Consider the following 23,946-nt stretch of genomic DNA (forward strand, 5'->3'; position numbering starts at 1 on the left):
GCCTATGCCCCGGCAAAAGCCCTCCCCAGACTTCAAGGACACCCGATGGTCGATCAATCCTCCGTCCCGCCCCAGCTGCTTCACCTCGTCATCGGCGGCGAACTGCGTCACCTGGGCGAGCCGACGTTCCGCGATCTTTCGCAAATCGAATTCGTGGGCGCCTTCGGCAGCTACGACGAAGCCAAGAAGGCCTGGAAGGCCCGCGCTCAGGCGACGGTCGACAACGCCCACATGCGCTATTTCATCCTGCACGCCCACAAGCTGATCGACCCGCGCGGCGACGCGGCCTGATCCTGCGACATCAGGGAGCCGAACCGGCTCCCTGATCCGACGTTGAAGTCTGGATGCGAGGAAGAACATGAACCTGGAACCGCAACAGATCTTCCAACTGGTCAGCCTGCTGGCGGTGCTGGCGCTCTTCAGCATCTCGCTGCGCGGGCAGATCGGGTATGCGCGCTGGTTCAAGAAGTGGGAGGCCGACCGCAAGGCGCGGCGCGACGCCGAGCTTGATGCGGAAGCCCGCGAACGCGGAGACCAGCCCCCGAAAGGCCCTTGGGGCTGAGCCGCCGCTCCTTCACGCCCGTGACCCGGACTTGTTCCTAGGGTGACGGATGCAGAGACAGCGTGGCCTACTCCCGCTTCAGCAACTTCTCGGTCAGCAGCGTGCCCCACCAGCCGGCCTTGAACTCGGCGCGGATCGCCCTGGGGTCGTAGTCGGGACTGTCGATCCAGTCGATGAAACTGATCCCGCGGGGCTCGATCTCGCTGACGTATTTCTCCAGCGTATAGTCCAGCACGCCGGTGAGGCCCTCGCGCGAGTGGAGATACTTCTTCGACAGCTCCGCCATGGCGACCGAGATCGGTTCGCCCAGATGGAAGTGGCGATAGAAGACGGCCATCATGCCCGCCCGGTCCGCACCCGACTTGCAGTGGATCAGCACCGGGTATTCGATGGTCGTGAACAAGCGCCGCGCGCGGTGAATCCGGTCCGTCTCGGGCGGGTCGCGCGAATCCAGCGGCGCGTCGATCAGGGTCAGGCCCAGGCGTTCGCAGGCTTCCTTCTCCAGCCAGTAGTAGCCCTCGTCGCGTTGGCCGCGCAGATTGATGACGGTCTTGACGCCCTTCTTCTTCCAATAGGCCAACTGGCGCGGCGACGGCTGGTTGGTGCGCACAAGGTCTGGACCCAGCCAGTGGGCGTTGGAAAACGCCAGGCGCAGGAAGGCGTGGTCCGCCCAGAAATAGTGCCAATGCGCCCGGAAACGGCCCATCGCGGTCGAAAGATCAAAGCGCGCCATGGCCGCCAGATAGCGATCCTGAGCCGCCGCGTCATCCTCCGCTTGCGACGGGGGCCGTGGCGGCCCCGCCCTTCGGCGCCCGACCCTCGATGCAGAAGATGAAGATCGAGGCGCCGACGATAAGGGCGGCGCCCGGCCAGAACCAGATCGAGGGCGTCTGGCCCAGCAGAAGCCAGCCCACGAGACCGGCCAGCGGCGCTTTCAAATCGGCGAAGGGCTGAAGATAGGCCGCGTCGGCCAGCCTGTAGGCGGAGGCCAGAAAATATTGCGCAGCGGCCGTCAGGCCGCCCAGGGCCAGCAACAGCAGCAGACCCGCGCCCTGCGGCAGGGCGAAGGCCAGGTCCGTCGCCACCCCGGCCGGAAGGGCGAAGGAGAAGGCGTTCGCCAAGAGCAGAAGCGCTAGATGGCTGGGCGTGATCAGGACCAGCAGGGATACGGTCAGGGTTTCGGGCGTCTCCTCCCGGGCCAACCAGCGGGTCATCACATCGGTGACGGCCCAAAGGGCGGCGGCCAGGACCGGGGTCAGGGCGGCCCATCCCAGGCCTTCGGCTCCGACGCCTGAGACAATGACGGCGCCGATGAAGCCGATCACCGCTGCGCCGATCCGCGAGGCCGACACCCGCTCCCCCAGAAACAGGGTCGAGCCGATGATGACGAACAGGGGGCCGGTCGCCAACAGCGTCACCATCTGCCAGATCGGCACGCCCGAGACGAAGCCGTAGACGAAGACGTGCACACCCAGGGCCGATGCAAAGGCGCGGATCAGATGCGCCAAGGGGCGGCGCGTCTTCAGCTTATCCAGTCCGATCCGCACCACGATCGGCAGCATCAGGACCGAAGCGATCAGATATTGCCAGAAGGCCATGCCCGTCGAACTCATGCCGAACTGGCGCGGCAGGACCGATTGCAGGGTGTTGCCACCGGCGAAGACAAGACTGGCCGACAGCATCAACAGCGCGCCCCAGGCGGCGGCGCGGGAGGAAGGCGAGGAAATCTGGTTCAATGGTCGTCCTTTCCGTAACCAGTTTTCCAGGGTTACGGGCGACGACGCGCCGCGCCCGCCGCTCAAGCACGAGCGACGAACGCCGCGAGGCGTTGGGTCCCGTTCTCTTTCATCCGGACTATACCGTCGGCCCCGGAATCACACCGGATCTGCTGACCTCCCCAAGCCGGGGGAGCGCTCGCGGGCTTGGCGTCGCCGCCTTACCGCCGGTGGGGAATCGCACCCCGCCCTGAGAACACTGCAGGCGAACCTGCGCACCCTACTTAGAAAAAGGCCGCTCGATCTTCAACCATCTCGACGTTCAGGCGTTCAGGCGTCGAAGCCCGTCACGCCGGAAGCGCCGCCATGAAGATCCTCGCCGCCGTCATCGCCGTCGCCTTGCCGGCCGGCGGCGCCATCGCCCAGACCACGCCGCCTGAAGACCCGTCCCTGATCGCCTATCTGCAACAGCGCGCCGGCGACGCGACGACCACGACCCGCTACACCGCCGCCCTCACCCCCGACGGCAAGACGGCTCTGGTCTATCTGACCGGACCGGCCTGGTGCGGCTCGGGCGGATGCCGCCTGCTGGTTCTGGACCGCGACGGACCGGCCTATCGCTCGGTCGGAGAGATCAGCGTGGCCCGCGCGCCCATTCGTCTTCTGGAACGCGAAAACCACGGCCGCCGCGCGCTGGGGGTTCAGGTGGCGGGCGGCGGGATCGTCCAGGGCTATGAGGCCGCCGTGCCGTTCGACGGGCGACGCTACGCCTCCAATCCGACCGTCCCCCCGGCGGTCAGGATCGACGACGCGCCGGGCGAAACCCTGATCCGAGCCGACGAGGAGCGGCGGTCTCTTCCGCCGTCGCCTGACAAGCCTTGACTTGAGGGGCGGCTCGGACGACCGAAGGCCGATGACCGCGCCCGCTTCCGAGACCATGCCCCTGCGCGCCCTGCTGGCGCGGATTTGGCGCGATTACCTGTCCCGGCACAAGGGATCGCTGATCCTGTCGGTCCTTTGCGCGGCGATGACGGGCTTGCTGACGGCGGCCCTGCTGAAACTGCTGGAACCGGCGGTGAACGGCCTGTTCCTGGGCGGGACCGAGCCGATCAGCCTGTTCGGCGTGATCACATTCCCGGCCGACAAGGCCTTGATCTGGATCCCGGCCGCCATTCTGGCGGTCGCGGTGATGCGGACCCTGGCGGCGCTGGGCCAGGCGGCCCTGGTCAACCGGCTGGGTCACACGATCGTCGGCGACATCCAGATCCGTCTGTTCGGGGCCATGATCCGCGCCGATCTGGCCCGGTTGCGCAGCCAGCATTCGGGCGGCTTCGTCTCGTCGGTTCTGTTCGACGCCAATATGGTGCGCGAGGCCTTCACCTCGGGCGTGGTCAACTACACCCAGAACCTGCTGACCCTGATCGCCGTGCTGATCTATATGGGCTTCATCGACTGGCAGCTGACCATGGTGGTGCTGCTGGGGGTGCCGCTGGTGGCGCTGGTGCTGCGCCGGTTCGGGCGCAAGACCCGCAAGGCCGCGCAAGGCGCCATGGCCGAGACCGAGAACCTGTCCACCGCCCTGATGGAGAATCTGGACGGGGTTCGCCTGATCAAGATCGAAAACCGCGAGGCCGCTGAGCAGGACCGCGTCGCAGAGGTGGTGGCCCGTCGCCAGCGCCACGTCATCAAGGGCGCCAACGCCCGCGCCTTCGCGGGACCGTCCAGCGATCTGGTGGCCTATATCGTTGTCGCTGCCGTCATGGCCTATGCCGGATGGCGGGCGCAGTCGGGCGAGATGACGGTCGGCGGTTTCGCCGCCTTCATCGGCATGTTGCTGGCCGCCGGTCAGGCCCTGCGTCAGGTGACCAATCTGGCGACGGTCATGAGCGAGGGCTTCACCGCCGCGCGCCGCCTGTTCGGCGCCCTGGACATCGAGGCCGAGATCCGTGAGGCGCCTGATGCGGCGCCCCTGTCCCCCGGGCCAGTCGAGGTGGTGCTGGACCAGGTGTCGTTCGCCTATGGGCCGGGCGGCGCGCCGACGCTGGATCAGGTGTCGTTGCGGGTGGCCCCCGGCGAGACCGTGGCCCTGGTCGGCCCGTCGGGCGGAGGCAAGAGCACGATATTGAGCCTGTTGCCGCGTTTCTATGACGTGACGGGCGGGGCGGTGACGATCAATGGGCGGGACGTGCGTGGGCTGCGGATCAACGACCTGCGCGACCATATCGCCCTGGTGACGCAGGAGCCCTTCCTGTTCGACGACACCATCGCCGCCAACATCGCCTATGGCCGACCCGGCGCGACGCAAGCCCAGATCGAGGAGGCCGCGCGTTCGGCCGCCGCCCATGACTTCATCACCGCCCTGCCCGAAGGTTACGAGACCCGCGCCGGCGAGGCGGGCCTGCGGCTATCCGGCGGCCAGCGCCAGCGAATCGCCATCGCCCGCGCCTTCCTGAAGGACGCGCCCATCCTGCTGCTGGACGAGGCGACCAGCGCCCTGGACACCGAGAGCGAGGCCCTGGTCCAGGCGGCCCTGGAGCGGTTGATGGAAGGGCGCGCCACCCTGATGATCGCCCACCGTCTGTCGACCGTTCGCAACGCCGACCGCATCTATGTGATCGAGGCCGGACGCGTGGTGGAGGAAGGCCCGCACGTCGTCCTGGTCGCGCGCGGCGGCCTCTATTCCCGACTGGCCCGCCAGCAGTCTCTGGACGGGACGCCGCCCACGGTCGAGACCGTCGCGTGAGGCCGCTGCGCAACCCGGTGATCCAGTCCGTCCTGGCCTGGGCGCTGGCGCAGTGGATGCAGTTCTGCTTCGCCACCATCCGCTGGACCCACGAGAACCAGACGGTCGCCGAAGAGGTCTGGGCTCAGGGCGGCGGCGTTCTTTGCGTCTTCTGGCATTCGCGGATCGGCCTGGCCCCGGCGTCGTGGCCGCTGGACCGGGCGCAACCGGCGAAGGGGCTGATCTCGCTGTCGGCCGACGGCGAGTTCATCGCCAAGGCCGTGGCGCGTCAGGGCTTTCCCGCCGTCCGCGGTTCGTCGGCCAACAAGGACAAGGCCGACCGGGCCAAGGGCGGGTCACAGGCCCTGCGCGACGGCTTGAAACAGTTGAAGATCGGCGCCCTGGCCGTGACGCCCGATGGGCCGCGCGGCCCGGCCAATACCATGGCCGAAGGCCTGCCCCTGATGGCGAAACTGTCGAAGGCGCCGGCCCTGTTCATCGGCCTGTCGTGCAATCCGGCGATCCGCCTGAACAGCTGGGACCGCGCCGTCCTGCCCCTGCCCTTCGGCAAGGGGGCGATCGTCTGGGACCGCGCCGAATTCCCCGAGGGCGGCGACATGGCCGCCGTCATCGAGGACTGGACGGCCCGCATGAACGCGGTCGAGGCGCGGGCTGACGCGATCACGGGGCTGAAGCCGTGACGCCCCTGCCGCTGCTGGCCTATCGACTGCTGACCCGCGCGCTGGAGCCGCTCGCCCCGCGCCTGCTGGACGCCCGCGCGCACAGGGGCAAGGAAGACCCTGCGCGCGTCGACGAGCGGCTGGGTTTCACCCGCGCCGAACGACCCGCCGGCGATCTGGTCTGGCTGCACGGCGTCAGCGTGGGCGAAACCCTGTCGCTGCTGCCCCTGGTCGAACGGTTCGTGAAGACCCGGCCGGACCTGACGGTGCTGGTGACATCGGGCACCGTGACCTCGGCCCGGATCCTGGCCGAACGGCTGCCCAAGGGCGCCATCCACCAGTATGCGCCGGTCGACGGGCCCGGCGTCGTGGCGCGGTTCCTGGATCATTGGCGGCCCAGCCTGGCGATCTTCGTCGAAAGCGAACTGTGGCCGAACATGCTGCTGGAGGCGCATCGACGCGGCGTCAAACTGGCGCTGGTCAGCGCACGGATCACCGAAAAGACGGCCGAGGGCTGGGCGCGGTTTCCGGCCTCGGCGCGGGCGCTGACCGGGGTCTTCGACCTGGTCCTGCCCCAGGATCAGGCGTCGGGTGAGCGATTGGAGCGCCTGGGCGCGCGGATCGACGGCCTGGTCAATCTGAAGCTGGCGGGCGACGCCCTGCCCCATGACGCCGCCGCCTTCAGCCGCCTGAGCGCCGCCATCGGGGACCGGCCGGTGGTCGTCGCCGCCAGCACCCATGAAGGCGAAGAGATCGCCATTGTCCGCGCCCTGGATAAGCTGGCGGACCGCGCCTGCCTGATCCTGGCGCCGCGCCATCCGGAACGGGGACCGCATATCGCCACAGCCCTGCAGCGAGAGGGCGTGGCCTTCGCCATGCGGTCGCGGGGCGAGACCATCGGTCGAGACACCGACGTCTATCTGGCCGACACCCTGAACGAGATGGGGCTGTTCCTGCGGTTGGCGGATGTGGTGGTGATGGGCGGCTCCTTCGCCCCTGCCCTGGGCCTGCCGGCGGTGGGCGGGCACAATCCGCTGGAGCCGGCGCGGCTGGCGCGGCCGACCATCACCGGACCCGACGCCTCCAACTGGGCCACCGTGACCTCGGCCCTGGCCCAGGCCGGAGGATTGGTCCTGGTTCAGGCGCCCTGGGACCTGCCCGGCGCGGTCGAGCCCCTGCTGGCCGATCCTGCAGCGGCCAAGGCCATGGGCGAGCGCGCGCGTCGCGCCGCCGCCGAAGCGGGCGGCGGACTGGACCGGTTGTGGACCTTCCTGTCGCCGCTGACGCCGAAGACGGCGACCAGGACGGGTTCGGGCCGATGAAGCTGAACACCCCCCGCTGGTGGTATGTGCGAGAACGCAGCCACGCCCGGCTGACCCGCACCCTGCTGAAGCCCCTGGGCTGGATCTGGGCCGGCGTCACGGCGCGGCGGATCGCGCGGGCGGTCCCGGTCGATCCCGGCTGTGCGGTGATTTCGGTCGGCAATCTGACGGTGGGCGGATCGGGCAAGACGCCGGTGGCGCGCGAGGTGTTGCGACTGCTGCGGACGGCAGGCGTAGAGGCTCAGGCCCTGTCGCGCGGCTACGGCGGGCGGCTGGAGGGGCCGGTGCGCGTCGATCTGCAGATCCATAGCGCCGAGGACGTCGGCGACGAGCCCCTGATGCTGGCGCAAGCCTCGCCCGCCTGGATCGCGCGGGATCGGGTCGCGGGCGCGCGGGCGGCGACGGCCGAGGGCGCGCAGGTGCTGGTGCTGGACGACGGCCATCAGAACCCCGCCTTGAAGAAGACGGTCAGCCTGATCGTCGTGGACGGCGAGACGCGCGAGGACGAATGGCCGTTCGGCGACGGCTCGGTGTTTCCATCCGGCCCGATGCGCGAGCCCCTGGCGGCGGGACTGGCGCGCGCCGACGCCGTGGTGGTGATGCTGCCCGCCGATGTCGAGACGGCCGATCCCGACCTGCTTGCCGCCTTCGGCGCCCTGCCCGTCTTCCTGTGCCGGCTGACGCCCGAAGGTCCGCCGCCGGCCGGGCCGCAGGTCGGCTTCGCCGGCATCGCCAAGCCCTGGAAGGTCGAGCGGTCGCTGAAGGCGGCCGGCTGCGACCTAGCGGACTTCGTCCCCTTCCCGGACCATGCGGCCTATAGACCCGAGGACATGGCCTTCCTGCGGGCGCGGGCGGCGGTGTTCCAGGCCGGTCTGGTCACGACGGAAAAGGACTGGGTCCGGCTGACGCCCGACCAGCGGGCCGATGTGACGGCCTGGCCGGTGGCCGCCCGCTTCGAGGATCAGGCGGGGTTCGCCGCCTTCCTGAACGCCCGTCTTCAGTCGGCGCGATAGACGGCTCCGCCCTTCATCACGAACTTCATCCGCTCCAGTTCGGTCACGTCCGTCAGCGGATCGCCCGACACCGCGACGATGTCGGCCGGCATGCCGGGCGCGATCTTTCCGGCCTCGCTGGAAATCCGCAGATGTTCGGCGGCCCCGACGGTGGCCGCCTGGATCGCCTCCAGGGGCGTCAGGCCGGCGCGGACCAGAAGCGCGAACTCCTGAGCATTGTCGCCATGGGCCGAGACGCCGCTGTCCGTGCCGAAGGCGATCTTCACCCCGCCCTCATGCGCGCGGCGCGCCATGTCCAGCATCTTTGGCCCCGCCTCCAGCGCCTTGGCGGTCTGGGCCGGGGTGAAGAAGTTGTTGGGGCCCGAGGCGATGCGGGCGACGAAATCGCCGGCCAACAGCGTGGGCACCAGCCAGGCGCCGTTGGCCTTGAACAGACGGATCGACTGGTCGTCCAGATAGGTGCCGTGTTCGATGGAGTCGCCGCCCGCGCGCAGGAAGGCGTTGATCCCGTCCACGCCGTGGGCATGGGCCGTGACCTGGCGGCCCATGCGGTGGGCGCTGTCGACGATGGCGGTCAGTTCGGGGTCGCTGAACTGCTGGCCCAGACCGGCGGCGGTGTTGGACAGGACCCCGCCCGTGGCCGTGATCTTGATAATGTCGGCGCCGGCCCGGACCTGGGTGCGGACCGCGCGCATGCAGTCGTCCGCCCCCGAACAGATGCTCTCGGACGACAGCAGATGCATGACGTCGTCGCGATAGCCGTTGATGTCGCCATGGCCGCCGTGGATGGAGACCGACGATCCCGACGCGATGATGCGCGGTCCCGGCACGTCGCCGTTCCGCACTGCGTTTCTCAGGGCGAAGATCGCCTGATTGCCGGCGCCCAGGTCTGCGACGGTGGTGAAGCCCGCCATCAGGGTGCGGCGGGCGTAGCGGGCGCCGACCATGGCCTGATCCGCGTCGGACAGGGTGACCTCTTCCAGACGGGAATTGGGGTTCTGCTGGCCCGTCAGATGGACGTGGCTGTCGATCAGTCCCGGCAGGACGAAGGCGGTCCGCAGGTCGATGACCTGCCCTTGCGCCGGGTCGCCGACGAAGCCGTCACGCACCTCGACGACCTGGTTCCCTCTGATCACGAGAGTTTTACCGCGCTGCACAACGCCGTTCGACGGGTCGGCCAGCAATCGCCCGGCCTCGACGAACATCGTCGTCGGCTCTGGAGAAACCCCAACCCCTGCGGGGCTTTGCTGCGCCGCTGCGCCTGCGGCCAACGCCCCCCATGCCGCCATCGCCAGACCGAAACGCTTCATCGATTTCTCCCCCAAACAGGTGCGCCGCAAAATCGCCCCACAAGGCCAAGGTTGCTTCGCCCGTAACCATTTGAAACAAACACGCCTGAAGACCAACCGCAACGAGGGCGTCGCATGCGGCTATCGAGACGAGGGCTTATTCTGGGCGGATCGGCCATGTTGGCGGGTTGCGCCAGCGCGAGCGCCAAGGCCCCGCTCACCACCGCCGCGACAGTCGCGCCGGTCGTCCCCCCTGCGGCCCCGATCCAGACCGTAAGCGTGACGCCTCCGCCGCTGGATCCGCGCGGTCATGTCCGCAAGGAACTGATGGAACGCGCCATGACGGCGTTGGACGTCCACCACCACAAGATCCCGCTTCGCGACCGCATGTATCTGGTCGATTTCCAGAAATTCTCGGGCGAAGAGCGGCTGTACGAGGTCGATCTGGTCGCCGGCGAGGTCAAGGTCCTGCGCACCTGCCACGGTCGCGGTTCCGACCCCAGCCACTCAGGTTACGCCCAGCGCTTCTCCAATACGCCGGATTCCAACATGTCCTCGGTCGGCGCCTACGCCACCGCCGGCGCCAGCTGGGGGTCGCAACAGGGGCCGAACGTCCTGCTGGACGGGCTGGAATATTCAAACGACAAGGCCCGCGAGCGGGCCATCATCATCCACGGCGCCGACTACGCCGACCCGGACTTCCTGGCGCGCGAAGGCAAACTGGGTCGCAGCTACGGCTGTTTCTCGGTCGCCCACACCGATCTGCCCGAACTGCGCGAACGCATGGGCGAAGGCCGGCTGCTGTTCGCCTGGGCGTAAGGCTCAGGTCCGGGTTTTAGCCTTTGGCTGACGGCCAAGGCCCAAACGCCATACGCGTAAACACCGGCACCTCGACGCCTTTGCTGCGGTCAAAACGCGAAACATGCACCGCCGGCGCGTTGACGTGCGCCAGCCATATGTCGCCGCCTCCAGGCCCGAACGCCTGGATTTCTACGATCTCGCCTCGGAAGACGTCCTCCAAAATTCCAACGGCTTCGGTAACGGCTTCCACGCGAACTCGCGCTCTTCGCAGGAAGACGAAGGCGCCACCGACCGATGGACCGATTACCACGCCAGTTTTGACGCCCTTGTCGCGCCAGATAAGCAGACCCTCGTCCCCGAAGACCTTCAGACGCGGAAGCGGCGACTGGTATTTGAACTCGGACGCAATCCGCTCAAGGAACTCGCCTGCCGTGAGTTTGCGACGAACTGACATGGGCCGAGTTGGAAGCTTTGCCGCTGTTTCGTCAAATCAAAACCGAAGGTTGGTTGTTGGAGTCAGCCCCGGTCTAGGGCCCGCCAGCCGATATCGGAGCGGTTGAAGCCGCCGGGCCAGTCGATCTTCCGGATGGCGGCATAGGCGCGTTCGCGGGCCTGGGCGATGTCGTCGCCCTCGGCGCAGACGTTCAGGACGCGGCCGCCAGCGGCGCACAGCTGGCCGTCTTCGCGGCGTCGGGTCCCGGCGTGGAAGACCTGGACGTGGGGGCCGAAGTCCTGATCGACGCCGCGGATGATCGAGCCTTCCAGCGGGCTGTCGGGATAGCCCTTGGCCGCCATGACCACGCAGATCACCGTCTGGGGCTTGAAGGCCGGGGACGGCAGGCCGGAGACGTCGCCCCGCGCGCAGCCCAGCAGATAGGGGACGATGTCCCCGGTCATCCGCATCATCAACACCTGGCATTCGGGATCGCCGAAGCGGGCGTTGAACTCGACGACCTTGGGGCCGTCGGCCGTGGCCATCAGGCCGGCGTAGAGAACGCCGCGATAGGGGGCGCCCTCCTCGGCCATCTTGCGGATGGTGGGCTGGACGATGAGTTCGTCGGCCTGTTGCACCAGGTCGGCGGTGAAGACCGGAGCGGGCGAATAGGCGCCCATGCCGCCGGTGTTGGGGCCGGTGTCGCCATCGAAGGCGCGCTTGTGGTCCTGGGCGCCGCCGAACAGGACGGCCTGCTTGCCGTCGCACAGGGCGAAGAGGGAGCCCTCCTCCCCGTCCATGAACTCCTCGATCACGACGCGGGCCCCGGCGGCGCCGAAGCGGCCGCCCAGCATGCGCTCGATCTCGGCCTCGGCGTCGGCGCGATCCGGGCTGATGGCCACGCCCTTGCCGGCGGCCAGGCCGTCGGCCTTGATGACATAGGGAGGCTTGAACACGTCCAGCGCGGCCTTGGCGTCCTTGACCGTGTCATAGACGCCGTAGCCGGCGGTGGGGATTTCGTGGCGTTCCAGGAAGGCCTTGGAGAAGGCCTTGGACACCTCCAGCTGGGCCGCCTTGGCGGTGGGGCCGAAGCAAGGGACGCCGGCCGAGGTCAGACGGTCGGCGAGACCGGCGGCCAGGGCGACCTCGGGCCCGACCACGACGAGATCCGCCTTGATCTCGCGGGCCAGGGCGGCGAGGCCCTCCGCGTCGTCGGCCTTGACCGAACGGAGCTCGCACAGCTTCTCGATGCCCGGATTGCCGGGGGCGGCGACGAGGCGGGTGACCAGCGGCGACTGGGCGATCTTCCAGGCCAGGGCGTGTTCGCGCCCGCCCGATCCGACGAGAAGAATAATCATGAAGTCGGCAATGACGGGCCTGCGTCGGGCGGTCAAGCGTCCGCCGGGCTGAAGCGTCAGAACAGGGCGGAAAGGACGTAGACGACCAGGCCGATCAGGGCGATCCCGCCGATGATCAGCCAGGGGCTCATGGCCCCGCCGGCGCCGCTGCGACGCATGAGGTCGCGCTCGCGCGGGTCGCGGTCGTCCGGATCGGTTCCTTGGGGGTCGGCGGCCATGAAAGCCGAACGGGGCGGCGTCGATCCTGTTCCCGCAAGAGGCGACGCAGGCTAGGATGGGCCGATGAGCGACGACTCCTATGTGTTCGAAGGCCCGGCCGAGGCCGCCGCCCCGCGCGACAACAATCCGCCCCTGTCGATCTCCGAACTGTCGTTCGCCCTGAAGCGGACGCTGGAGGAGCGATTCGGCCACGTCCGGCTGAGGGGGGAGGTGTCCAAGGTCAATCGGCATGCATCGGGCCATATCTATCTGACCCTGAAGGACGACAAGTCGGCCATCGACGGGGTGATCTGGAAGGGATCGGTGCGCGGCCTGGGGGTCCAGCCTGAGGCGGGGCTGGAGGTCATCGTCACCGGCAAGATCACCTCGTATCCGGCGCGGTCGTCGTACCAGATCGTGATCGAGAGCATGGAGGCGGCCGGAGCCGGCGCCCTGCTGGCGCAGCTGGAGCGGCTGAAGGTCCGGCTTCGCGAAGAGGGCCTGTTCGAGCCGGGGCGCAAGAAGCCCCTGCCCCAGTTCCCCCGCACCATCGGCGTCATCACCAGCCCGACGGGCGCCGTGATCCGCGACGTCCTGCACCGGATCGCCGAACGCTGGCCCTGCCGGGTGATCGTCTGGCCCGTGGTGGTCCAGGGCGAGGCGGCCAGCGGCCAGGTAGCCAACGCCATTCGCGGGTTCGATGCGATGACCGTCGATGGACCGATTCCCCGCCCCGACCTGCTGATCGTGGCCCGTGGGGGCGGCTCGGTCGAGGACCTGTGGTGCTTCAACGACGAGGGACTGGCGCGGACGGTCGCGGCGGCCCGGATCCCGATCATCTCGGCCGTGGGGCACGAGACGGACACCACCCTGATCGACTTCGTGTCCGACCGGCGCGCGCCGACGCCGACGGGCGCGGCCGAGATCGCGACGCCGGTGCTGGCGGACCTGAGATATGCGGTCGCCGACCTGGACCGGCGGATGGTCCTGGCCGGCGGGCGGCTGATCGAGGATCGGCGCACGCGGCTGCGCGCCGTGGCGCGGGGTCTGCCGGCGCGGCCGGAGGATCTGCTGGCCCTGGCGCAGCAGCGACTGGACAACGCCGCCAGCCGGCTGGGTTCGGGGCTGCAACGCAATGTCGCCCTGCACGAACGGCACCTGGCCGTCACAGGCGGCAAGCTGAGCCCCGCCCTGTTGCGGGCGCGGATCGAGCGAGGACAGGACCGGTTGCGCGGCGCGGGCGACCGGCTGGGCGCGGCCTTGCAGGCCGGCGTCGCACGGAGCGAGCGCCGGCTGCTGCAAGTCTCGGCGCGACTGTCGCCCGCCCCCCTGCATCGTCGGCTGGACCAACGCGAGGCGCGGTTGCAGGCGCTTGGGGCGCGACTGGACGGCGTCATGCCGCGTCGGCTGGAACGGGACGCGGATCGGCTGGCGGGCCTGACGCGCGCCCTGGCCACGCTGGACCCCGGCCGGCCCAAGCCCGGCTTCGCGCGGGTGGAAAATCCGGACGGCGACTGGATCACTTCCGCAGCGACGCTGGAGGCGGGCCAGGCGGTGCGTCTTGTGTTCGGTGACGGCGCAAGGGGCGCGATCATCGACGGCGGCGACGGCCGTACAGCGTCCGCCCCGGCGCGGCCGGCGCCTCGGCCCAAGCCTGCCGCGCCGGGGCAAGGCGACCTGTTCTGACCGGTTCCGTCCGTTTTCCGCTTCGCCCCGGCGGCGCTTCCTGCTAACCGCCGCCCCATGAAGATCCCTCGCATCGCCCTGGCCGCCTATGGCTTCGCCCTTCTGATCATCGTGCTGGACCAGTGGACCAAGGCCTGGATTCTGGGCCTGCCCGACGTCGCCTCGATCAGCCAGATCCCGCCCGGCTATGTCTTCGCCGAGGTGCTGCCGCCGATCCTGCGCTTCACCTTTGTTCAGAACACCGGCGTCAGTTTTGGCCTGTTCGGCGGGGGCGAGGCGCGCTGGGGCCTGACCATCTTCTCGGTCATCGTCTCGGCCGGCCTGGCCTGGTGGGCGACCCAGTCGAATCGCCGCCTGCTGATCACCGCCATCGGTTTCGTCATGGGCGGGGCCCTGGGCAATGTCATCGACCGGGTCCGCTTCGGCTATGTGGTCGATTTCATCGACTTCTCCGGCACGGGCGTCTTCCCCTGGGTGTTCAACATCGCTGACAGCGCCATCACCATCGGCGTCATTCTGCTGATTCTGGACAGCTTCCTGTCCGACAAGGCCGCCAAGGCCTGAAACCGGCTTTCGACTGATCCAAAGCCCGTTTCGCGGCCTCGGCGAGATCGCCGGCGCAGCAGATCAGGCTCGAAGGTTGGCGCGGCCCCCGAAAAGTCGTAATCACCCCGTCTTCACTATGCCAACAACGCCCGTAGAGGCGTTTCGAGCATCAGCCGATCAGAGCCTGAACCCATGCGTATCCGCAGCGTCGCCGTACTGACCCTCGCCGCCTCCGCCGCGCTCGCCGTGTCGGCCTGCGGCAGCCTCAAGCAAGGCATCGGCCTGACCAAGGTCGTGCCGGACGAGTTCGTGACCGTCTCCACCGCCCCGCTCAGCGTCCCGCCCGAGTACGGCCTTCGCCCGCCCGCACCCGGCCAGCCGCGTCCGCAGGAACTCGCGCCTGAAAGCGCCGCCCGTCAGATTCTGCTGGGTCAGCGCCAGGCCGTCACCCGCACCCCGGGCGAGCAGGTCCTGGTCGCCCAGGCCGGCGCCGACCAGGCCGATCCCCTGGCCCGTTATGTCGTCGACGACGAGTTCGGCGACATCGCGCACAAGGACGAAAGCTTCGCCAACCGCCTGATGTTCTGGCGCAAGGATGACGCATCGACCCAGGCGCCGACCGTTCGCCAAACCTCGGAAGGTCAGACGACGATCGACGCCACGACCGAGGCCGCGCGTCTTCAGGCCCTGACCGGCGGCCAACAGGCCATCACCATCACCCCGCGTCGCAGCGGCGGCTTCAAGCTGCCCGGTCTCTAAGACCTCTTCGCCTCTTTTCTAAGGACGCCTGCCACGGCGTTGGTCCTCTCGCTGTCGGAAGATAACTGATGCGTCGCGTGCTCTCCGCCCTGGCCGCCGTCTCCATTGCGGCCGCTGTCCTGCCCGTCGCCGCCGAGGCGCAGACCTCGCAGCGCCAGCGTGATCGCAGTTCCAGCGGCCAGCAGGCCGATGGTGCTGAAAACGCTCCCAGCCGAGCGCCGCGCATCGCGCCCCTGCGCCGCCGGCCCAACGCCGGCCCCTGCCCCTTCGTGAAGGTGCTGTACGACGCCGCCCGCTACGTCGAGCTGGAAGGCGGCCGCGCGGCCGTTTCCAACGTCGGCTACACCGGCGAGATCGAAGGCGTGTCCGCTGACTGCGAATACCGCGAGGCCGATCCGATCCGCCTGGATATGGACATCCTGTTCGAGCTGGGCCGTGGCGAAAAGGCGGCGGGTGACCAGAAGACCTATCGCTACTGGGTTGCCGTGACCGAGCGCAACAACGCCATCCTGGCCAAGGAATATTTCGACCTGCCGGTGGATTTCGACGGCCAACGCACCGCCTCGGTCCATGAACAGCGGACCATCGTGATCCCCCGCGCGGGCATCGACACCAGCGGCGGCAATTTCGAAGTCCTGATCGGCTTCGACGTCACGCCGGAAATGGCCGAGTTCAACCGCTCGGGCAGCCGCTTCCGCGTCAACGCCGGCGTGCCGGCCCAAGCCTCTGCGCCGAACCAATAATGGCTGATCTGAAGACCGTTCTCAGCGAAGCGGTCGCCGCCGCCTTCGCCGCCGAAGGCGTGGATGCGGCCCTGGCCCGTGTCACCCCGTCCGACCGCCCCGACCTGGCCGACTTCCAGTCGAACGGCGCCCTGGCCGCCGCCAAGGCGTTGAAGGCCAATCCGCGCGAACTGGCGGGCAGGATCGCCGAGCGGCTGAGCTCCGACCCGCGCTTCGCCTCGGTCGAGGTGGCGGGACCGGGCTTCATCAATCTGAAGCTGGCCGATGCGCTGCTGGCCGAACGCGCCGCAGAGGTGGCCGCCGACGCCGAGCATGCGGGCGCCGCCGTGGTGGCCGATCCGCGCAAGGTGGTGATCGACTACGGCGGTCCGAACGTGGCCAAGCCGATGCACGTCGGCCATCTGCGCAGCGCCATCATCGGCGAGAGCCTGAAGCGGCTGTTCCGCTTCCGCGGCGACCATGTCACCGGTGACGCCCATTTCGGCGACTGGGGCTTCCAGATGGGGCTGCTGATCGTCGCCTGCGGCGACGAGGGCCTGGCTGAGGGTTTCCTCGTCGAGGGCGACGGCCCGTTCTCGGCCGACAGCCCCGTGACCCTGGCCGATCTGGACCGGCTGTATCCGCTGGCGGCCGGCAAGGCCAAGGAAGACCTGGCCTTCCGCGACCGCGCCCGCAAGGCGACGGCGGAGCTGCAGAACGGACGTCCCGGCTATCGCGCGCTTTGGAAGCATTTCGTCGCCGTCAGCCGCGAGGCTCTGAAACGCGAGTACGGCGACCTTTCGGTCGATTTCGATCTGTGGAACGGCGAGAGCGACGCCGATCCCCTGATGCCGGAAATGCTGGCGCATCTGAAGGCGACCGGTCTGCTGGTCGAGGACGACGGCGCCCAGGTGGTGCATGTCGCCAAGCCCGGCGAGACCCGCAAGAAGAAGCTGGCCGACGGTTCGGTGATCGAGGCCCCCTCGCCCCCGCCCCTGCTGGTGATCAGCTCGGAAGGCTCGGCCATGTACGGCACGACCGACCTGGCCACGATCCTGGACCGCAAGAAGGCCCTGGCGCCGGACCTGGCCCTTTATGTGGTCGACGAACGCCAGGCCGAGCATTTCGAACAGGTGTTCCGCGCCGCCTATCTGGCCGGCTACGCCGCCGAAGGGGCGCTGGAGCATCTGGGCTTCGGCACCATGAACGGCCAGGACGGCAAGCCGTTCAAGACCCGTGCGGGCGGGGTGTTGAAGCTGCGCGACCTGATCGACCAGGCGACGGACAAGGCGCGCGAGCGGCTGAAGGAAGCCAAGCTGGGCGACGACCTGTCGCCGGAAGAATTCGAAGCCATCGCGCACAAGGTGGCCATCGCCGCCCTGAAGTTCGCCGATCTTTCGAACGCCCGCACCACCAGCTACGTCTTCGATCTGGACCGGTTCATGAGCTTCGAGGGCAAGACGGGCCCCTATCTGCTGTACCAGTCGGTGCGGATCAAATCCCTGCTGCGCAAGGCGGCCGAACAGGGCGCGACGCCCGGCGCCATCGTCATCGCCGAACAGGCGGAACGCGATCTGGCCCTGACGCTGGACGCCTTCTCGACCGCCGTGTCGGACGCCTATGACAAGCGGATGCCGCATCTGGTGGCGGAGCACGCCTATCGCGTGGCGCAATCGTTCTCGAAATTCTACGCCGCCTGCCCGGTGCTGGTCGCGCCAGATGAGGCGACGCGGGCTTCGCGCCTGGCCTTGTCGGCTGCGGCCCTGCGTCAGCTCGAGACGGCGCTGACCCTGCTGGGGATCGAGACGCCCGAACGGATGTGACCGCCGTTCTGTGACCTGAAAGACGCGGACTCCGCTGCGCTCCTCTGATTAACCTTTACGGGGGACAGGGGGCGGACGACGGATGGGGAAACCCTACGGTCAGCATCACGGACGCATTCGCATGGCCGATGGGGCCATTCGCGGTTTCGGTCCCGGCGATTTCACGCCGCCGTTCCTGAAACGCCGCGCCGTCCTCTATGTCGACGGCTATAATCTGTTTCACGCCCTGCTGGACCAGAAGCGGCGCGAATGGCTGTGGCTGGATCTGCAGGCCCTGGGACGGGGGCTGATCGATCCGATGGAGCGGCTGACCTGCGTCGTCTGGGTCAGCGCGCACAAGCCCCAGGCCAGGGCGCGAATGGAGGCGCAGTTCCGCTATGAAGCCGCGCTGAGGGCGCGGGGCGTGCGCTGTCTGATGGGGCATTTTATCGTCCATGGCGAACACTGTCGCGCCTGCGGACACGGCTGGAGTTCGGCGACGGAGAAGCAGAGCGACGTCAACCTGGCCCTGGCGGTGGCGGACGATGTGGCGGCGAACCGGGTCGATAGCGTCTATCTGCTGACCACCGACGGGGACCATGCGGCTACCGTGCGGTTCGTGCGCGAGGCCTATCCGGACAAGCGGATCGTCAGCGTCGCCCCGCCCGGCCGGCTTCACAACCGCCAGATCGCCAACTGGACCGACGAACTGGTGGGGATCGGCTCCAATCTGCTGGCCCAGTCGATGCTGCCCGACCGACTGAAGACGGCCAAGGGCTGGATCGAACGGCCCGAGGCCTGGAGCGCCCGCCCCATCCTGCCCCCGCCGCCCGATCCGCCGCCGACCGACGACGCAGGGAAGACCAAGGCTGGACATCTGCGGCTGGTGGTGTCGAACGCCTAGTGGCGACGAGGGCCTCATGCTATATGTGCTAGCACAAGGAGCGACCATGCCCGTCAACCTCCACGTCCGCAACATCGACGATGACATCGCCATCGCCCTGAAGAAGCGCGCCCAGGAAAACAATCGCTCGGCCGAGGCGGAGCATCGCGAGATCCTTCGCAAGGCTTTGACGCCTCGTATCGACGCGGAGTGGGAGCGCCGCGCCGCCGCCCTTCGCGACGCCACCAAGGGAAAGCTCAGCACGCCCTCCGAAATCCTGATCCGCGAAGATCGGGATTCTCGTTGATCGTCGTGGACGCGAGCGTGGCGATCAAGGTCGCGCTCTATGAACCCGACAGCCCCATCGCCGTCGCCGCCCTGCGCGCTCAGCCCTGGTCGGCGCCTGATCTGATCCTGTCGGAATGCGCCAACATCATCTGGAAGCGCTGTCGGATGGGCGACATCACTCGCGATCAGGCGATGCAGGCGGTCACACTGATCGAAACCATGACCCTGGATGTAGAGCCCGGTCGCCGGCTGATCGAACGGGCGGTGGAATTGGCGATCACGCTGGATCATCCCGCCTATGACTGCTTCTACATCGCCCACGCCGAACAGTTGGGCGCGCCCCTTCTGACGGCGGACAAGAAACTCATCGCCAAGACGCGGGCGTCCGACGCGACGACCATCCAGATCATGGGTCTGGACGACTATGCACGGGAGAACGGCCTATGAACGTACAAGCTGACACCACCCTCGACGCCTATATCGCCGGCCTGCCCAAGGCGGAGCTGCACCTGCACATTGAGGGCTCGCTGGAGCCGGAGCTGATGTTCGAGCTGGCGCAGCGCAATGGGGTGTCCATCCCCTATGACAGCGTCGAGGCGGTGCGGGCGGCCTATGACTTCTCGAACCTGCAGGACTTCCTGGACATCTATTACGCCGGAGCGGCCGTGCTGCTGACCCGCAAGGATTTCGAGGATCTGGCCTTCGCCTATTTCCAGCGGGCGGCCGCCGATAACGTGCGCCATGCCGAGATCTTCTTTGATCCCCAAACCCACACAGATCGGGGCGTGGCCTTCGGCGTGGTGGTCGAGGGGCTGATCGCGGGGATGGACCGGGCCAAGGCGGAACTGGGCGTCAGTTCGGGACTGATCCTCAGCTTCCTGCGCCACCTGACCGAGGAGGAGGCGTTCGCGACCCTGGAGGCGGCCAAGCCCTATCTGCACCATTTCATCGGGGTGGGACTGGACTCGTCGGAGGTCGGCCATCCGCCGTCCAAGTTCCAGCGCGTCTTCGCCGCCGCCCGCGACCTGGGCCTGAAACTGTGCGCCCACGCCGGCGAGGAAGGCCCGCCGGCCTATGTGCACGAGGCGCTGGACCTTCTGCACATCGACCGGATGGACCACGGCAATCGCTCGATGGAGGACGAGGCCCTGGTGGAGCGGCTGGCGCGCGAGCGGATGACCCTGACCGTCTGCCCCCTGTCGAACCTGAAACTGTGCGTGGTGAACGACCTGAAGGACCACCCCGTGCCCGAGATGCTGCGTCGGGGCCTGCACGTCACCCTCAACTCGGACGACCCGTCCTATTTCGGCGGGTATGTGAACGACAACTACAGCCGGCTGGCGGCCGCGGTGGGCCTGACGAAGGAACAGGTGACGCTGCTGGCGCGGAACAGTTTCGAGGGGTCGTTCCTGGGCGAGGCGGAGAAGGCGGCGTATCTGGCGGAGGTGGAGGCCTACGCGAAGGCGGGCTGACGCCTCTTCTTTCGTCATCCTCCGGCAAGCCGCGTCTTCGCGGCGCAGACCGGGGGACCCAGCGGCGCCGAAGGCGATGCGGTTCCGCCGCTCGATGTTTGAACACCTCGTCCGCGACAGGTTCGCGCTCACGCGCGCCGCTGGGTCCCCCGGTCTCGCTGCGCTCGCCGGAGGATGACGAAAGAGGGGTTTAGGCGAGGACGCTCGCCGCCCCACTCTCCGCCACCCCCAGCGCCCGGAAACTGTCCCGCGCCGCCGCCGCCGTCTCAGGCGCGATCGCGCGGCTGGCGTCGGAGATGACCACCGCCTCGAAGCCTTCGCGCACAGCATCCTCGGCGGTGAAGCGGACGCAGTAGTCGAAGGCCAGGCCCGCGAGGAAGACGCGGGTCACGCCCAAGTCGCGCAGCAGGCCGGCCAGGCCCGTCGGGGTGCGATGGTCATTCTCGAAGAAGCCGGAATAGGAATCGACCGCCGGGTTGGAGCCCTTGCGGATCACGGCCAGGGCCTTTTGCACCGTGGGCGCCGCGTCGGGATGGAAGTCGGCGCCGGGCGCGCCCTGGATACAGTGATCGGGCCACAGCATCTGGCGGCCGTAGGCGACCTCGATCTCGGTGAAGGGGGCCGCGCCGGGGTGGTTGGAGGCGAAGCTGATCTGGTCCGGCGTGTGCCAGTCCTGGGTCAGGATCACGCGGGAGAACCGTTCGGCCAGCCGGTTGATCAGCGGCATGATCCCCGCCCCGCCCGCGACCGCCAAAGCGCCGCCCTCGCAGAAGTCGTTCTGCGGGTCGATGACCAGGAGGGAGTCAGTCGGGCGGATAAGCATCACACGCCCGCGTAGGCGTCGATCTCGTTGGCCGAACCCAGGGCGACGGGGATGCGCTGGTGCAGATGCTCGGGCTGGACGTCCAGGATGGGCTGCGTCCCGTCCGTCGTCGCCTTGCCCCCGGCCTGTTCGACCAGGAAGGCCATGGGATTGCCCTCGTACATCAGGCGCAGCTTGCCGGGCTTGTTCGGCTCGCGCTTGTCCCACGGGTAGAGGAAGACGCCGCCGCGCATCAGGATGCGGTGGACGTCGGCGACCATGGCTGCGACCCAGCGCATGTTGAAATTCTTGCCGCGCGGGCCTTCGTCGCCTTTCAGCAGGTCGCCGATGTAGGTCTGCACCGGCTCGGACCAGTGGCGCAGGTTCGACATGTTGATGGCGAACTCCTTGGTGTCCGGCGATATGGCGATGTCGTCGTGGGTCAGGATCCAGTCGCCGTCGTTCGACAGGGTGAAGCCCTTCACGCCCGCACCCGTGGTCAGGACCAGCATGGTCTGGGGACCGTACAGGGCATAGAGGGCCGCGACCTGATTGCGGCCCGGCTGCATGAAGTCGGCCTCGGTCGGCGTCGGCGTGGCGGACTTCAGCACCGAGACGATGGTCCCGACCATGGCGTTGATGTCGATGTTGGACGAGCCGTCCAGCGGGTCGAACAGGGCCAGATAGTCGCCGGTCGAATGGGAGGCCGGCTGGACCTCGTCCATCTCCTCGGAGGCGACGCCCGCGACGGCGGGACAGGCCAGGAGGGCGTCGGTCAGCATGTCGTTGGTCATGACGTCGAGCTTCTTCTGCTCCTCGTCCTGGACATTGATCTGGCCCGAGGCGCCCAGAGCCCCGGCCAGGGCGCCGCCGGCGACGACCTTGCTGATGTCGGCGCAGGTGGCGGCGACGACGGTCAGCACCGCTTTCAGACCCTCGGGCGCGTCGAGCGCGGCGATATGGGCGTCGAGACGGGTGCGGTCGGCGGTCATGCGGTCGGTCCGGTGCGGCTGAGGCGGTTCCCGTTCTTGGCGGGCCAACGGCACGAGGGCAAGGGCGACGCAACAACCGACGATGCGAACGGCGACAATGACGCCGCCGGACGGCCTCCGAAAGCCGCCGACGCTTGACTTGGGCCCGGAGTCGGTGGCTTAGGTCGGATGCTCTCGCGGGAGAGTTCGGGACCGGCAGGCTGCCCCCCGACGCCGAAGGCGCAACCGCCCCGGAAACGCTCAGGCAAACGGACCGCGACAGCATACGGACGCTGGAAAGTCGCTCTTGATGGGCGCGCCGACGGAGCAAGGTGGTCTGACCGCCGGAATCTCTCAGGCTTCAGGACAGCGGGGGCGCGAAGACGGCGGAGCTCCGCCACCAAACGCGACCGTGAAAGCCTGAACCATGACCGACCAAGCCCTGAAGACCACGCCCCTGAACGCCGCGCACCGCGCCTTGGGGGCCCGGATGGTGGGCTTCGGCGGCTATGACATGCCGGTCCAGTATGAGGGCGTCCTGGCCGAGCACCGCTGGACCCGCGAACACGCCGGCCTGTTCGACGTGTCGCACATGGGCCAGTGCAAGATCACCGGCGCCGACGCGACCGCCCAGTTCGAGCGGTTCGTGCCCGGCGACTATGAAATCCTGAAGGCCGGCAAGCAGAAATATTCGCTGCTGCTGAACAAGGACGGCGGGATCATCGACGACCTGATGGCCGGCCGCCCCGACCACGACGGCCTGTTCGTCGTCGTCAACGCCGGCAACAAGGACGAGGATTTCGCCTTCTGGGACGCGAACCTAGAAGGCGACGCCAAACTGACGGTGCTGGACCGCGCCCTGATCGCCATCCAGGGACCGGAAGCCGCCGAAGTCATGTCGGCGTACGAGCCGCTCCTGGCCGAGATGGGCTTCATGGAATGCGCCCGGCTGATGCTGTTCGGCGTCGACTGCTATGTCTCGCGTTCGGGCTATACCGGCGAGGACGGCTATGAGATCTCGGTGCCGGCGGACCAGGCCGAGCGCGTCTGGAACACCATACTGGAGGACGCCCGCGTCAAGCCGATCGGCCTGGGCGCCCGCGACAGCCTGCGCCTGGAAGCCGGCCTGCCGCTGCACGGCCATGACATCGACCCGACCACCAGCCCGGTCGAAGGCGCGCTGACCTTCGCCCTGTCCAAGTCGCGCAAGGAGCGCGCGGACTTCAGCGGCGCCGACCGGATCCTGAAAGAACTGACCGAGGGTCCGTCGCGAGTCCGCATCGGCCTGATCGTCAAGGAAGGCGCCCCGGCCCGCGAAGGCGCCGAGATCGCCGACGCTGACGGGAACGTCATCGGCAAGGTCACCTCGGGCGGCCCCTCCCCTACGCTGGGCAAGAACATCGCCATGGGCTTCGTGCCGCCGGCGTATGCCGCGCTGGGTACGGAGTTGAAGGTCGTCGTGCGCGGCAAGTCCGCCGCCGCCGAAGTCGTCGCCATGCCCTTCGTGGCGCAACGCTATTACCGCAAACCGAAGACCGTCTGAGGATCAGATCATGAAGTTCACCAAGGATCACGAGTGGGTCAGCCTGGACGGCGACATCGCCACCGTGGGCATCTCGAAGCACGCCGCCGACGCCCTGGGCGACGTGGTGTTCGTGGAAACGCCTGAGGTCGGCAAGACCGTCGCCAAGGGCGCCAGCTTCGCCGTGGTCGAAAGCGTCAAGGCCGCCTCCGACGTCTACGCCCCCGTCTCGGGCGAAGTGGTCGAGGCCAACGACGCCCTGTCGACCGCTCCGGAAACCGTCAACGCCGCCCCGGAAGGCGACGGCTGGTTCGCCAAGATCAAGGTGTCGGACGTCTCGGAACTGGACGCCCTGATGGACCAGGCCGCTTACGACGAGTTCCTGGCCAGCCTGTAAGCG

27 protein-coding genes and 3 riboswitches are annotated in these 23,946 nt (G+C 68.3%); of the genes, 20 read left to right on the forward strand and 7 right to left on the reverse strand.

Going from position 1 to position 23,946, the window contains the following annotated elements:
* Positions 1-45: 45 nt before the first annotated feature.
* Both ACW18C_RS11475 and ACW18C_RS11480 read left to right on the forward strand, forming a co-directional pair.
* Positions 46-291, forward strand: coding sequence for a DUF4170 domain-containing protein (locus tag ACW18C_RS11475; RefSeq protein WP_008262601.1), 246 nt, complete (start codon positions 46-48; stop codon positions 289-291).
* A 67-nt stretch (positions 292-358) separates the two neighbouring features.
* The gene (locus tag ACW18C_RS11480) at positions 359-562 is read left to right on the forward strand and encodes a hypothetical protein (RefSeq protein ID WP_035307695.1); all 204 of its coding nucleotides are present in this window, start codon (positions 359-361) and stop codon (positions 560-562) included.
* A 67-nt stretch (positions 563-629) separates the two neighbouring features.
* On the opposite strand, the gene ACW18C_RS11485 is transcribed toward ACW18C_RS11480, so the two are convergent.
* A complete protein-coding gene (locus ACW18C_RS11485; protein WP_492070974.1) occupies positions 630-1,295 on the reverse strand; it encodes a fused DSP-PTPase phosphatase/NAD kinase-like protein in 666 nt (221 codons plus the stop codon).
* A gap of 31 nt (positions 1,296-1,326) precedes the next feature.
* Positions 1,327-2,298, reverse strand: a complete 972-nt coding sequence (locus ACW18C_RS11490; RefSeq protein WP_492070975.1) for a DMT family transporter — start codon at positions 2,296-2,298, stop codon at positions 1,327-1,329.
* A 97-nt stretch (positions 2,299-2,395) separates the two neighbouring features.
* Positions 2,396-2,539: riboswitch (FMN riboswitch) on the reverse strand.
* 104 nt (positions 2,540-2,643) lie between these two features.
* Between ACW18C_RS11490 and ACW18C_RS11495 the strand changes: the two genes are divergently transcribed.
* Genes ACW18C_RS11495 through lpxK form a run of 5 tightly spaced genes read left to right on the forward strand, consistent with a single transcriptional unit; the run spans position 2,644 to position 8,014 of the window.
* Positions 2,644-3,159 (forward strand): COG3650 family protein, encoded by a 516-nt coding sequence (locus tag ACW18C_RS11495; RefSeq protein WP_492070976.1) that lies wholly within the window; start codon positions 2,644-2,646, stop codon positions 3,157-3,159.
* Between the two features lie 31 nt (positions 3,160-3,190).
* On the forward strand, positions 3,191-5,020 hold the full coding sequence (locus ACW18C_RS11500; RefSeq protein ID WP_492070977.1) for an ABC transporter ATP-binding protein: 1,830 nt from the start codon (positions 3,191-3,193) through the stop codon (positions 5,018-5,020).
* A complete protein-coding gene (locus ACW18C_RS11505; protein ID WP_492070978.1) occupies positions 5,017-5,700 on the forward strand; it encodes a lysophospholipid acyltransferase family protein in 684 nt (227 codons plus the stop codon). Before ACW18C_RS11500 ends, ACW18C_RS11505 begins: the two co-directional genes overlap by 4 nt.
* Positions 5,697-7,001, forward strand: coding sequence for a 3-deoxy-D-manno-octulosonic acid transferase (locus ACW18C_RS11510; RefSeq protein ID WP_492070979.1), 1,305 nt, complete (start codon positions 5,697-5,699; stop codon positions 6,999-7,001). Before ACW18C_RS11505 ends, ACW18C_RS11510 begins: the two co-directional genes overlap by 4 nt.
* A complete protein-coding gene (gene lpxK / locus ACW18C_RS11515; protein ID WP_492074010.1) occupies positions 6,998-8,014 on the forward strand; it encodes a tetraacyldisaccharide 4'-kinase in 1,017 nt (338 codons plus the stop codon). Before ACW18C_RS11510 ends, lpxK begins: the two co-directional genes overlap by 4 nt.
* Here the strand turns inward: lpxK and ACW18C_RS11520 are convergent.
* The gene (locus ACW18C_RS11520) at positions 7,999-9,324 is read right to left on the reverse strand and encodes a metal-dependent hydrolase family protein (protein ID WP_492070981.1); all 1,326 of its coding nucleotides are present in this window, start codon (positions 9,322-9,324) and stop codon (positions 7,999-8,001) included. The two genes, lpxK and ACW18C_RS11520, sit on opposite strands and share 16 nt — an antisense overlap.
* A 114-nt stretch (positions 9,325-9,438) precedes the next feature.
* Here ACW18C_RS11520 and ACW18C_RS11525 point away from each other — a divergent pair, with 114 nt between their 5' ends.
* Together ACW18C_RS11525 and ACW18C_RS11530 are read left to right on the forward strand one after the other, a co-directional pair.
* Positions 9,439-10,122: a murein L,D-transpeptidase catalytic domain family protein gene (locus ACW18C_RS11525; protein WP_035307683.1), complete on the forward strand. Its 684-nt coding sequence runs from the start codon at positions 9,439-9,441 to the stop codon at positions 10,120-10,122.
* A 103-nt stretch (positions 10,123-10,225) separates the two neighbouring features.
* Positions 10,226-10,555 carry a hypothetical protein gene (locus ACW18C_RS11530; RefSeq protein WP_492070982.1) on the forward strand — a complete coding sequence of 110 codons (330 nt, stop codon included), beginning with the start codon at positions 10,226-10,228 and terminating at the stop codon, positions 10,553-10,555.
* Between the two features lie 65 nt (positions 10,556-10,620).
* Here the strand turns inward: ACW18C_RS11530 and purD are convergent, their stop codons facing one another.
* Positions 10,621-11,895, reverse strand: a complete 1,275-nt coding sequence (purD, locus tag ACW18C_RS11535; RefSeq protein WP_492070984.1) for a phosphoribosylamine--glycine ligase — start codon at positions 11,893-11,895, stop codon at positions 10,621-10,623.
* Positions 11,896-11,951: 56 nt separating this feature from the next.
* Entirely contained in the window at positions 11,952-12,113 is a 162-nt protein-coding gene (locus ACW18C_RS11540) for a hypothetical protein (RefSeq protein ID WP_492070985.1), read from the reverse strand.
* A gap of 64 nt (positions 12,114-12,177) precedes the next feature.
* On the opposite strand from ACW18C_RS11540, the gene xseA reads away from it, so the two are divergent.
* From xseA to ACW18C_RS11585, 9 genes are all read left to right on the forward strand, one after another.
* Positions 12,178-13,779 (forward strand): exodeoxyribonuclease VII large subunit, encoded by a 1,602-nt coding sequence (gene xseA / locus ACW18C_RS11545; RefSeq protein ID WP_492070987.1) that lies wholly within the window; start codon positions 12,178-12,180, stop codon positions 13,777-13,779.
* A 57-nt stretch (positions 13,780-13,836) separates the two neighbouring features.
* Positions 13,837-14,343 (forward strand): signal peptidase II, encoded by a 507-nt coding sequence (gene lspA / locus ACW18C_RS11550; protein ID WP_035307679.1) that lies wholly within the window; start codon positions 13,837-13,839, stop codon positions 14,341-14,343.
* Positions 14,344-14,517: 174 nt separating this feature from the next.
* Positions 14,518-15,084, forward strand: coding sequence for a DUF3035 domain-containing protein (locus ACW18C_RS11555; RefSeq protein WP_008261403.1), 567 nt, complete (start codon positions 14,518-14,520; stop codon positions 15,082-15,084).
* Positions 15,085-15,152: 68 nt separating this feature from the next.
* Positions 15,153-15,827: a Tat pathway signal sequence domain protein gene (locus ACW18C_RS11560; protein WP_492070988.1), complete on the forward strand. Its 675-nt coding sequence runs from the start codon at positions 15,153-15,155 to the stop codon at positions 15,825-15,827.
* A complete protein-coding gene (argS, locus tag ACW18C_RS11565; RefSeq protein ID WP_492070990.1) occupies positions 15,827-17,629 on the forward strand; it encodes an arginine--tRNA ligase in 1,803 nt (600 codons plus the stop codon). The genes ACW18C_RS11560 and argS overlap by 1 nt, the downstream gene beginning before the upstream one ends.
* Positions 17,630-17,750: 121 nt before the next feature.
* The gene (locus ACW18C_RS11570) at positions 17,751-18,512 is read left to right on the forward strand and encodes a PIN domain-containing protein (RefSeq protein WP_492070991.1); all 762 of its coding nucleotides are present in this window, start codon (positions 17,751-17,753) and stop codon (positions 18,510-18,512) included.
* Positions 18,513-18,558: 46 nt separating this feature from the next.
* Positions 18,559-18,798: a FitA-like ribbon-helix-helix domain-containing protein gene (locus ACW18C_RS11575; protein WP_008261351.1), complete on the forward strand. Its 240-nt coding sequence runs from the start codon at positions 18,559-18,561 to the stop codon at positions 18,796-18,798.
* 17 nt (positions 18,799-18,815) lie between these two features.
* Positions 18,816-19,226: a type II toxin-antitoxin system VapC family toxin gene (locus ACW18C_RS11580; RefSeq protein ID WP_492070993.1), complete on the forward strand. Its 411-nt coding sequence runs from the start codon at positions 18,816-18,818 to the stop codon at positions 19,224-19,226.
* A complete protein-coding gene (locus ACW18C_RS11585) occupies positions 19,223-20,251 on the forward strand; it encodes an adenosine deaminase (protein ID WP_492070994.1) in 1,029 nt (342 codons plus the stop codon). Before ACW18C_RS11580 ends, ACW18C_RS11585 begins: the two co-directional genes overlap by 4 nt.
* 190 nt (positions 20,252-20,441) lie before the next feature.
* On the opposite strand, the gene pncA is transcribed toward ACW18C_RS11585, so the two are convergent.
* Positions 20,442-21,074, reverse strand: coding sequence for a bifunctional nicotinamidase/pyrazinamidase (gene pncA, locus ACW18C_RS11590; RefSeq protein ID WP_492070996.1), 633 nt, complete (start codon positions 21,072-21,074; stop codon positions 20,442-20,444).
* Positions 21,074-22,045 carry a class 1 fructose-bisphosphatase gene (locus tag ACW18C_RS11595; protein WP_492070997.1) on the reverse strand — a complete coding sequence of 324 codons (972 nt, stop codon included), beginning with the start codon at positions 22,043-22,045 and terminating at the stop codon, positions 21,074-21,076. The genes pncA and ACW18C_RS11595 overlap by 1 nt, the downstream gene beginning before the upstream one ends.
* A 167-nt stretch (positions 22,046-22,212) precedes the next feature.
* Positions 22,213-22,311: riboswitch (glycine riboswitch) on the forward strand.
* A gap of 4 nt (positions 22,312-22,315) precedes the next feature.
* Positions 22,316-22,396: riboswitch (glycine riboswitch) on the forward strand.
* Between the two features lie 55 nt (positions 22,397-22,451).
* Between ACW18C_RS11595 and gcvT the strand changes: the two genes are divergently transcribed.
* On the forward strand, positions 22,452-23,567 hold the full coding sequence (gene gcvT / locus ACW18C_RS11600; RefSeq protein ID WP_492070999.1) for a glycine cleavage system aminomethyltransferase GcvT: 1,116 nt from the start codon (positions 22,452-22,454) through the stop codon (positions 23,565-23,567).
* A 10-nt stretch (positions 23,568-23,577) separates the two neighbouring features.
* On the forward strand, positions 23,578-23,943 hold the full coding sequence (gcvH, locus tag ACW18C_RS11605; RefSeq protein WP_492071000.1) for a glycine cleavage system protein GcvH: 366 nt from the start codon (positions 23,578-23,580) through the stop codon (positions 23,941-23,943).
* Positions 23,944-23,946: the final 3 nt, after the last annotated feature.

Source organism: Brevundimonas sp. FV1ye7S (assembly GCF_058680995.1).

Bases quoted from the DNA above. Each gene is read 5' to 3' on its own strand.
- ACW18C_RS11475 (WP_008262601.1), top strand. From the start codon at position 46: ATGGTCGATCAATCCTCCGTCCCGCCCCAGCTGCTTCACCTCGTCATC.
- lspA (WP_035307679.1), top strand. From the start codon at position 13,837: ATGAAGATCCCTCGCATCGCCCTGGCCGCCTATGGCTTCGCCCTTCTG.
- ACW18C_RS11500 (WP_492070977.1), top strand. From the start codon at position 3,191: ATGACCGCGCCCGCTTCCGAGACCATGCCCCTGCGCGCCCTGCTGGCG.
- ACW18C_RS11495 (WP_492070976.1), top strand. From the start codon at position 2,644: ATGAAGATCCTCGCCGCCGTCATCGCCGTCGCCTTGCCGGCCGGCGGC.
- ACW18C_RS11585 (WP_492070994.1), top strand. From the start codon at position 19,223: ATGAACGTACAAGCTGACACCACCCTCGACGCCTATATCGCCGGCCTG.
- ACW18C_RS11520 (WP_492070981.1), bottom strand. From the start codon at position 9,324: ATGAAGCGTTTCGGTCTGGCGATGGCGGCATGGGGGGCGTTGGCCGCA.
- purD (WP_492070984.1), bottom strand. From the start codon at position 11,895: ATGATTATTCTTCTCGTCGGATCGGGCGGGCGCGAACACGCCCTGGCC.
- gcvT (WP_492070999.1), top strand. From the start codon at position 22,452: ATGACCGACCAAGCCCTGAAGACCACGCCCCTGAACGCCGCGCACCGC.
- ACW18C_RS11485 (WP_492070974.1), bottom strand. From the start codon at position 1,295: ATGGCGCGCTTTGATCTTTCGACCGCGATGGGCCGTTTCCGGGCGCAT.
- ACW18C_RS11525 (WP_035307683.1), top strand. From the start codon at position 9,439: ATGCGGCTATCGAGACGAGGGCTTATTCTGGGCGGATCGGCCATGTTG.
- ACW18C_RS11530 (WP_492070982.1), top strand. From the start codon at position 10,226: ATGCACCGCCGGCGCGTTGACGTGCGCCAGCCATATGTCGCCGCCTCC.
- argS (WP_492070990.1), top strand. From the start codon at position 15,827: ATGGCTGATCTGAAGACCGTTCTCAGCGAAGCGGTCGCCGCCGCCTTC.
- gcvH (WP_492071000.1), top strand. From the start codon at position 23,578: ATGAAGTTCACCAAGGATCACGAGTGGGTCAGCCTGGACGGCGACATC.
- xseA (WP_492070987.1), top strand. From the start codon at position 12,178: ATGAGCGACGACTCCTATGTGTTCGAAGGCCCGGCCGAGGCCGCCGCC.
- ACW18C_RS11480 (WP_035307695.1), top strand. From the start codon at position 359: ATGAACCTGGAACCGCAACAGATCTTCCAACTGGTCAGCCTGCTGGCG.
- ACW18C_RS11595 (WP_492070997.1), bottom strand. From the start codon at position 22,045: ATGACCGCCGACCGCACCCGTCTCGACGCCCATATCGCCGCGCTCGAC.
- ACW18C_RS11555 (WP_008261403.1), top strand. From the start codon at position 14,518: ATGCGTATCCGCAGCGTCGCCGTACTGACCCTCGCCGCCTCCGCCGCG.
- ACW18C_RS11540 (WP_492070985.1), bottom strand. From the start codon at position 12,113: ATGGCCGCCGACCCCCAAGGAACCGATCCGGACGACCGCGACCCGCGC.
- ACW18C_RS11575 (WP_008261351.1), top strand. From the start codon at position 18,559: ATGCCCGTCAACCTCCACGTCCGCAACATCGACGATGACATCGCCATC.
- pncA (WP_492070996.1), bottom strand. From the start codon at position 21,074: ATGCTTATCCGCCCGACTGACTCCCTCCTGGTCATCGACCCGCAGAAC.
- lpxK (WP_492074010.1), top strand. From the start codon at position 6,998: ATGAAGCTGAACACCCCCCGCTGGTGGTATGTGCGAGAACGCAGCCAC.
- ACW18C_RS11570 (WP_492070991.1), top strand. From the start codon at position 17,751: ATGGCCGATGGGGCCATTCGCGGTTTCGGTCCCGGCGATTTCACGCCG.
- ACW18C_RS11560 (WP_492070988.1), top strand. From the start codon at position 15,153: ATGCGTCGCGTGCTCTCCGCCCTGGCCGCCGTCTCCATTGCGGCCGCT.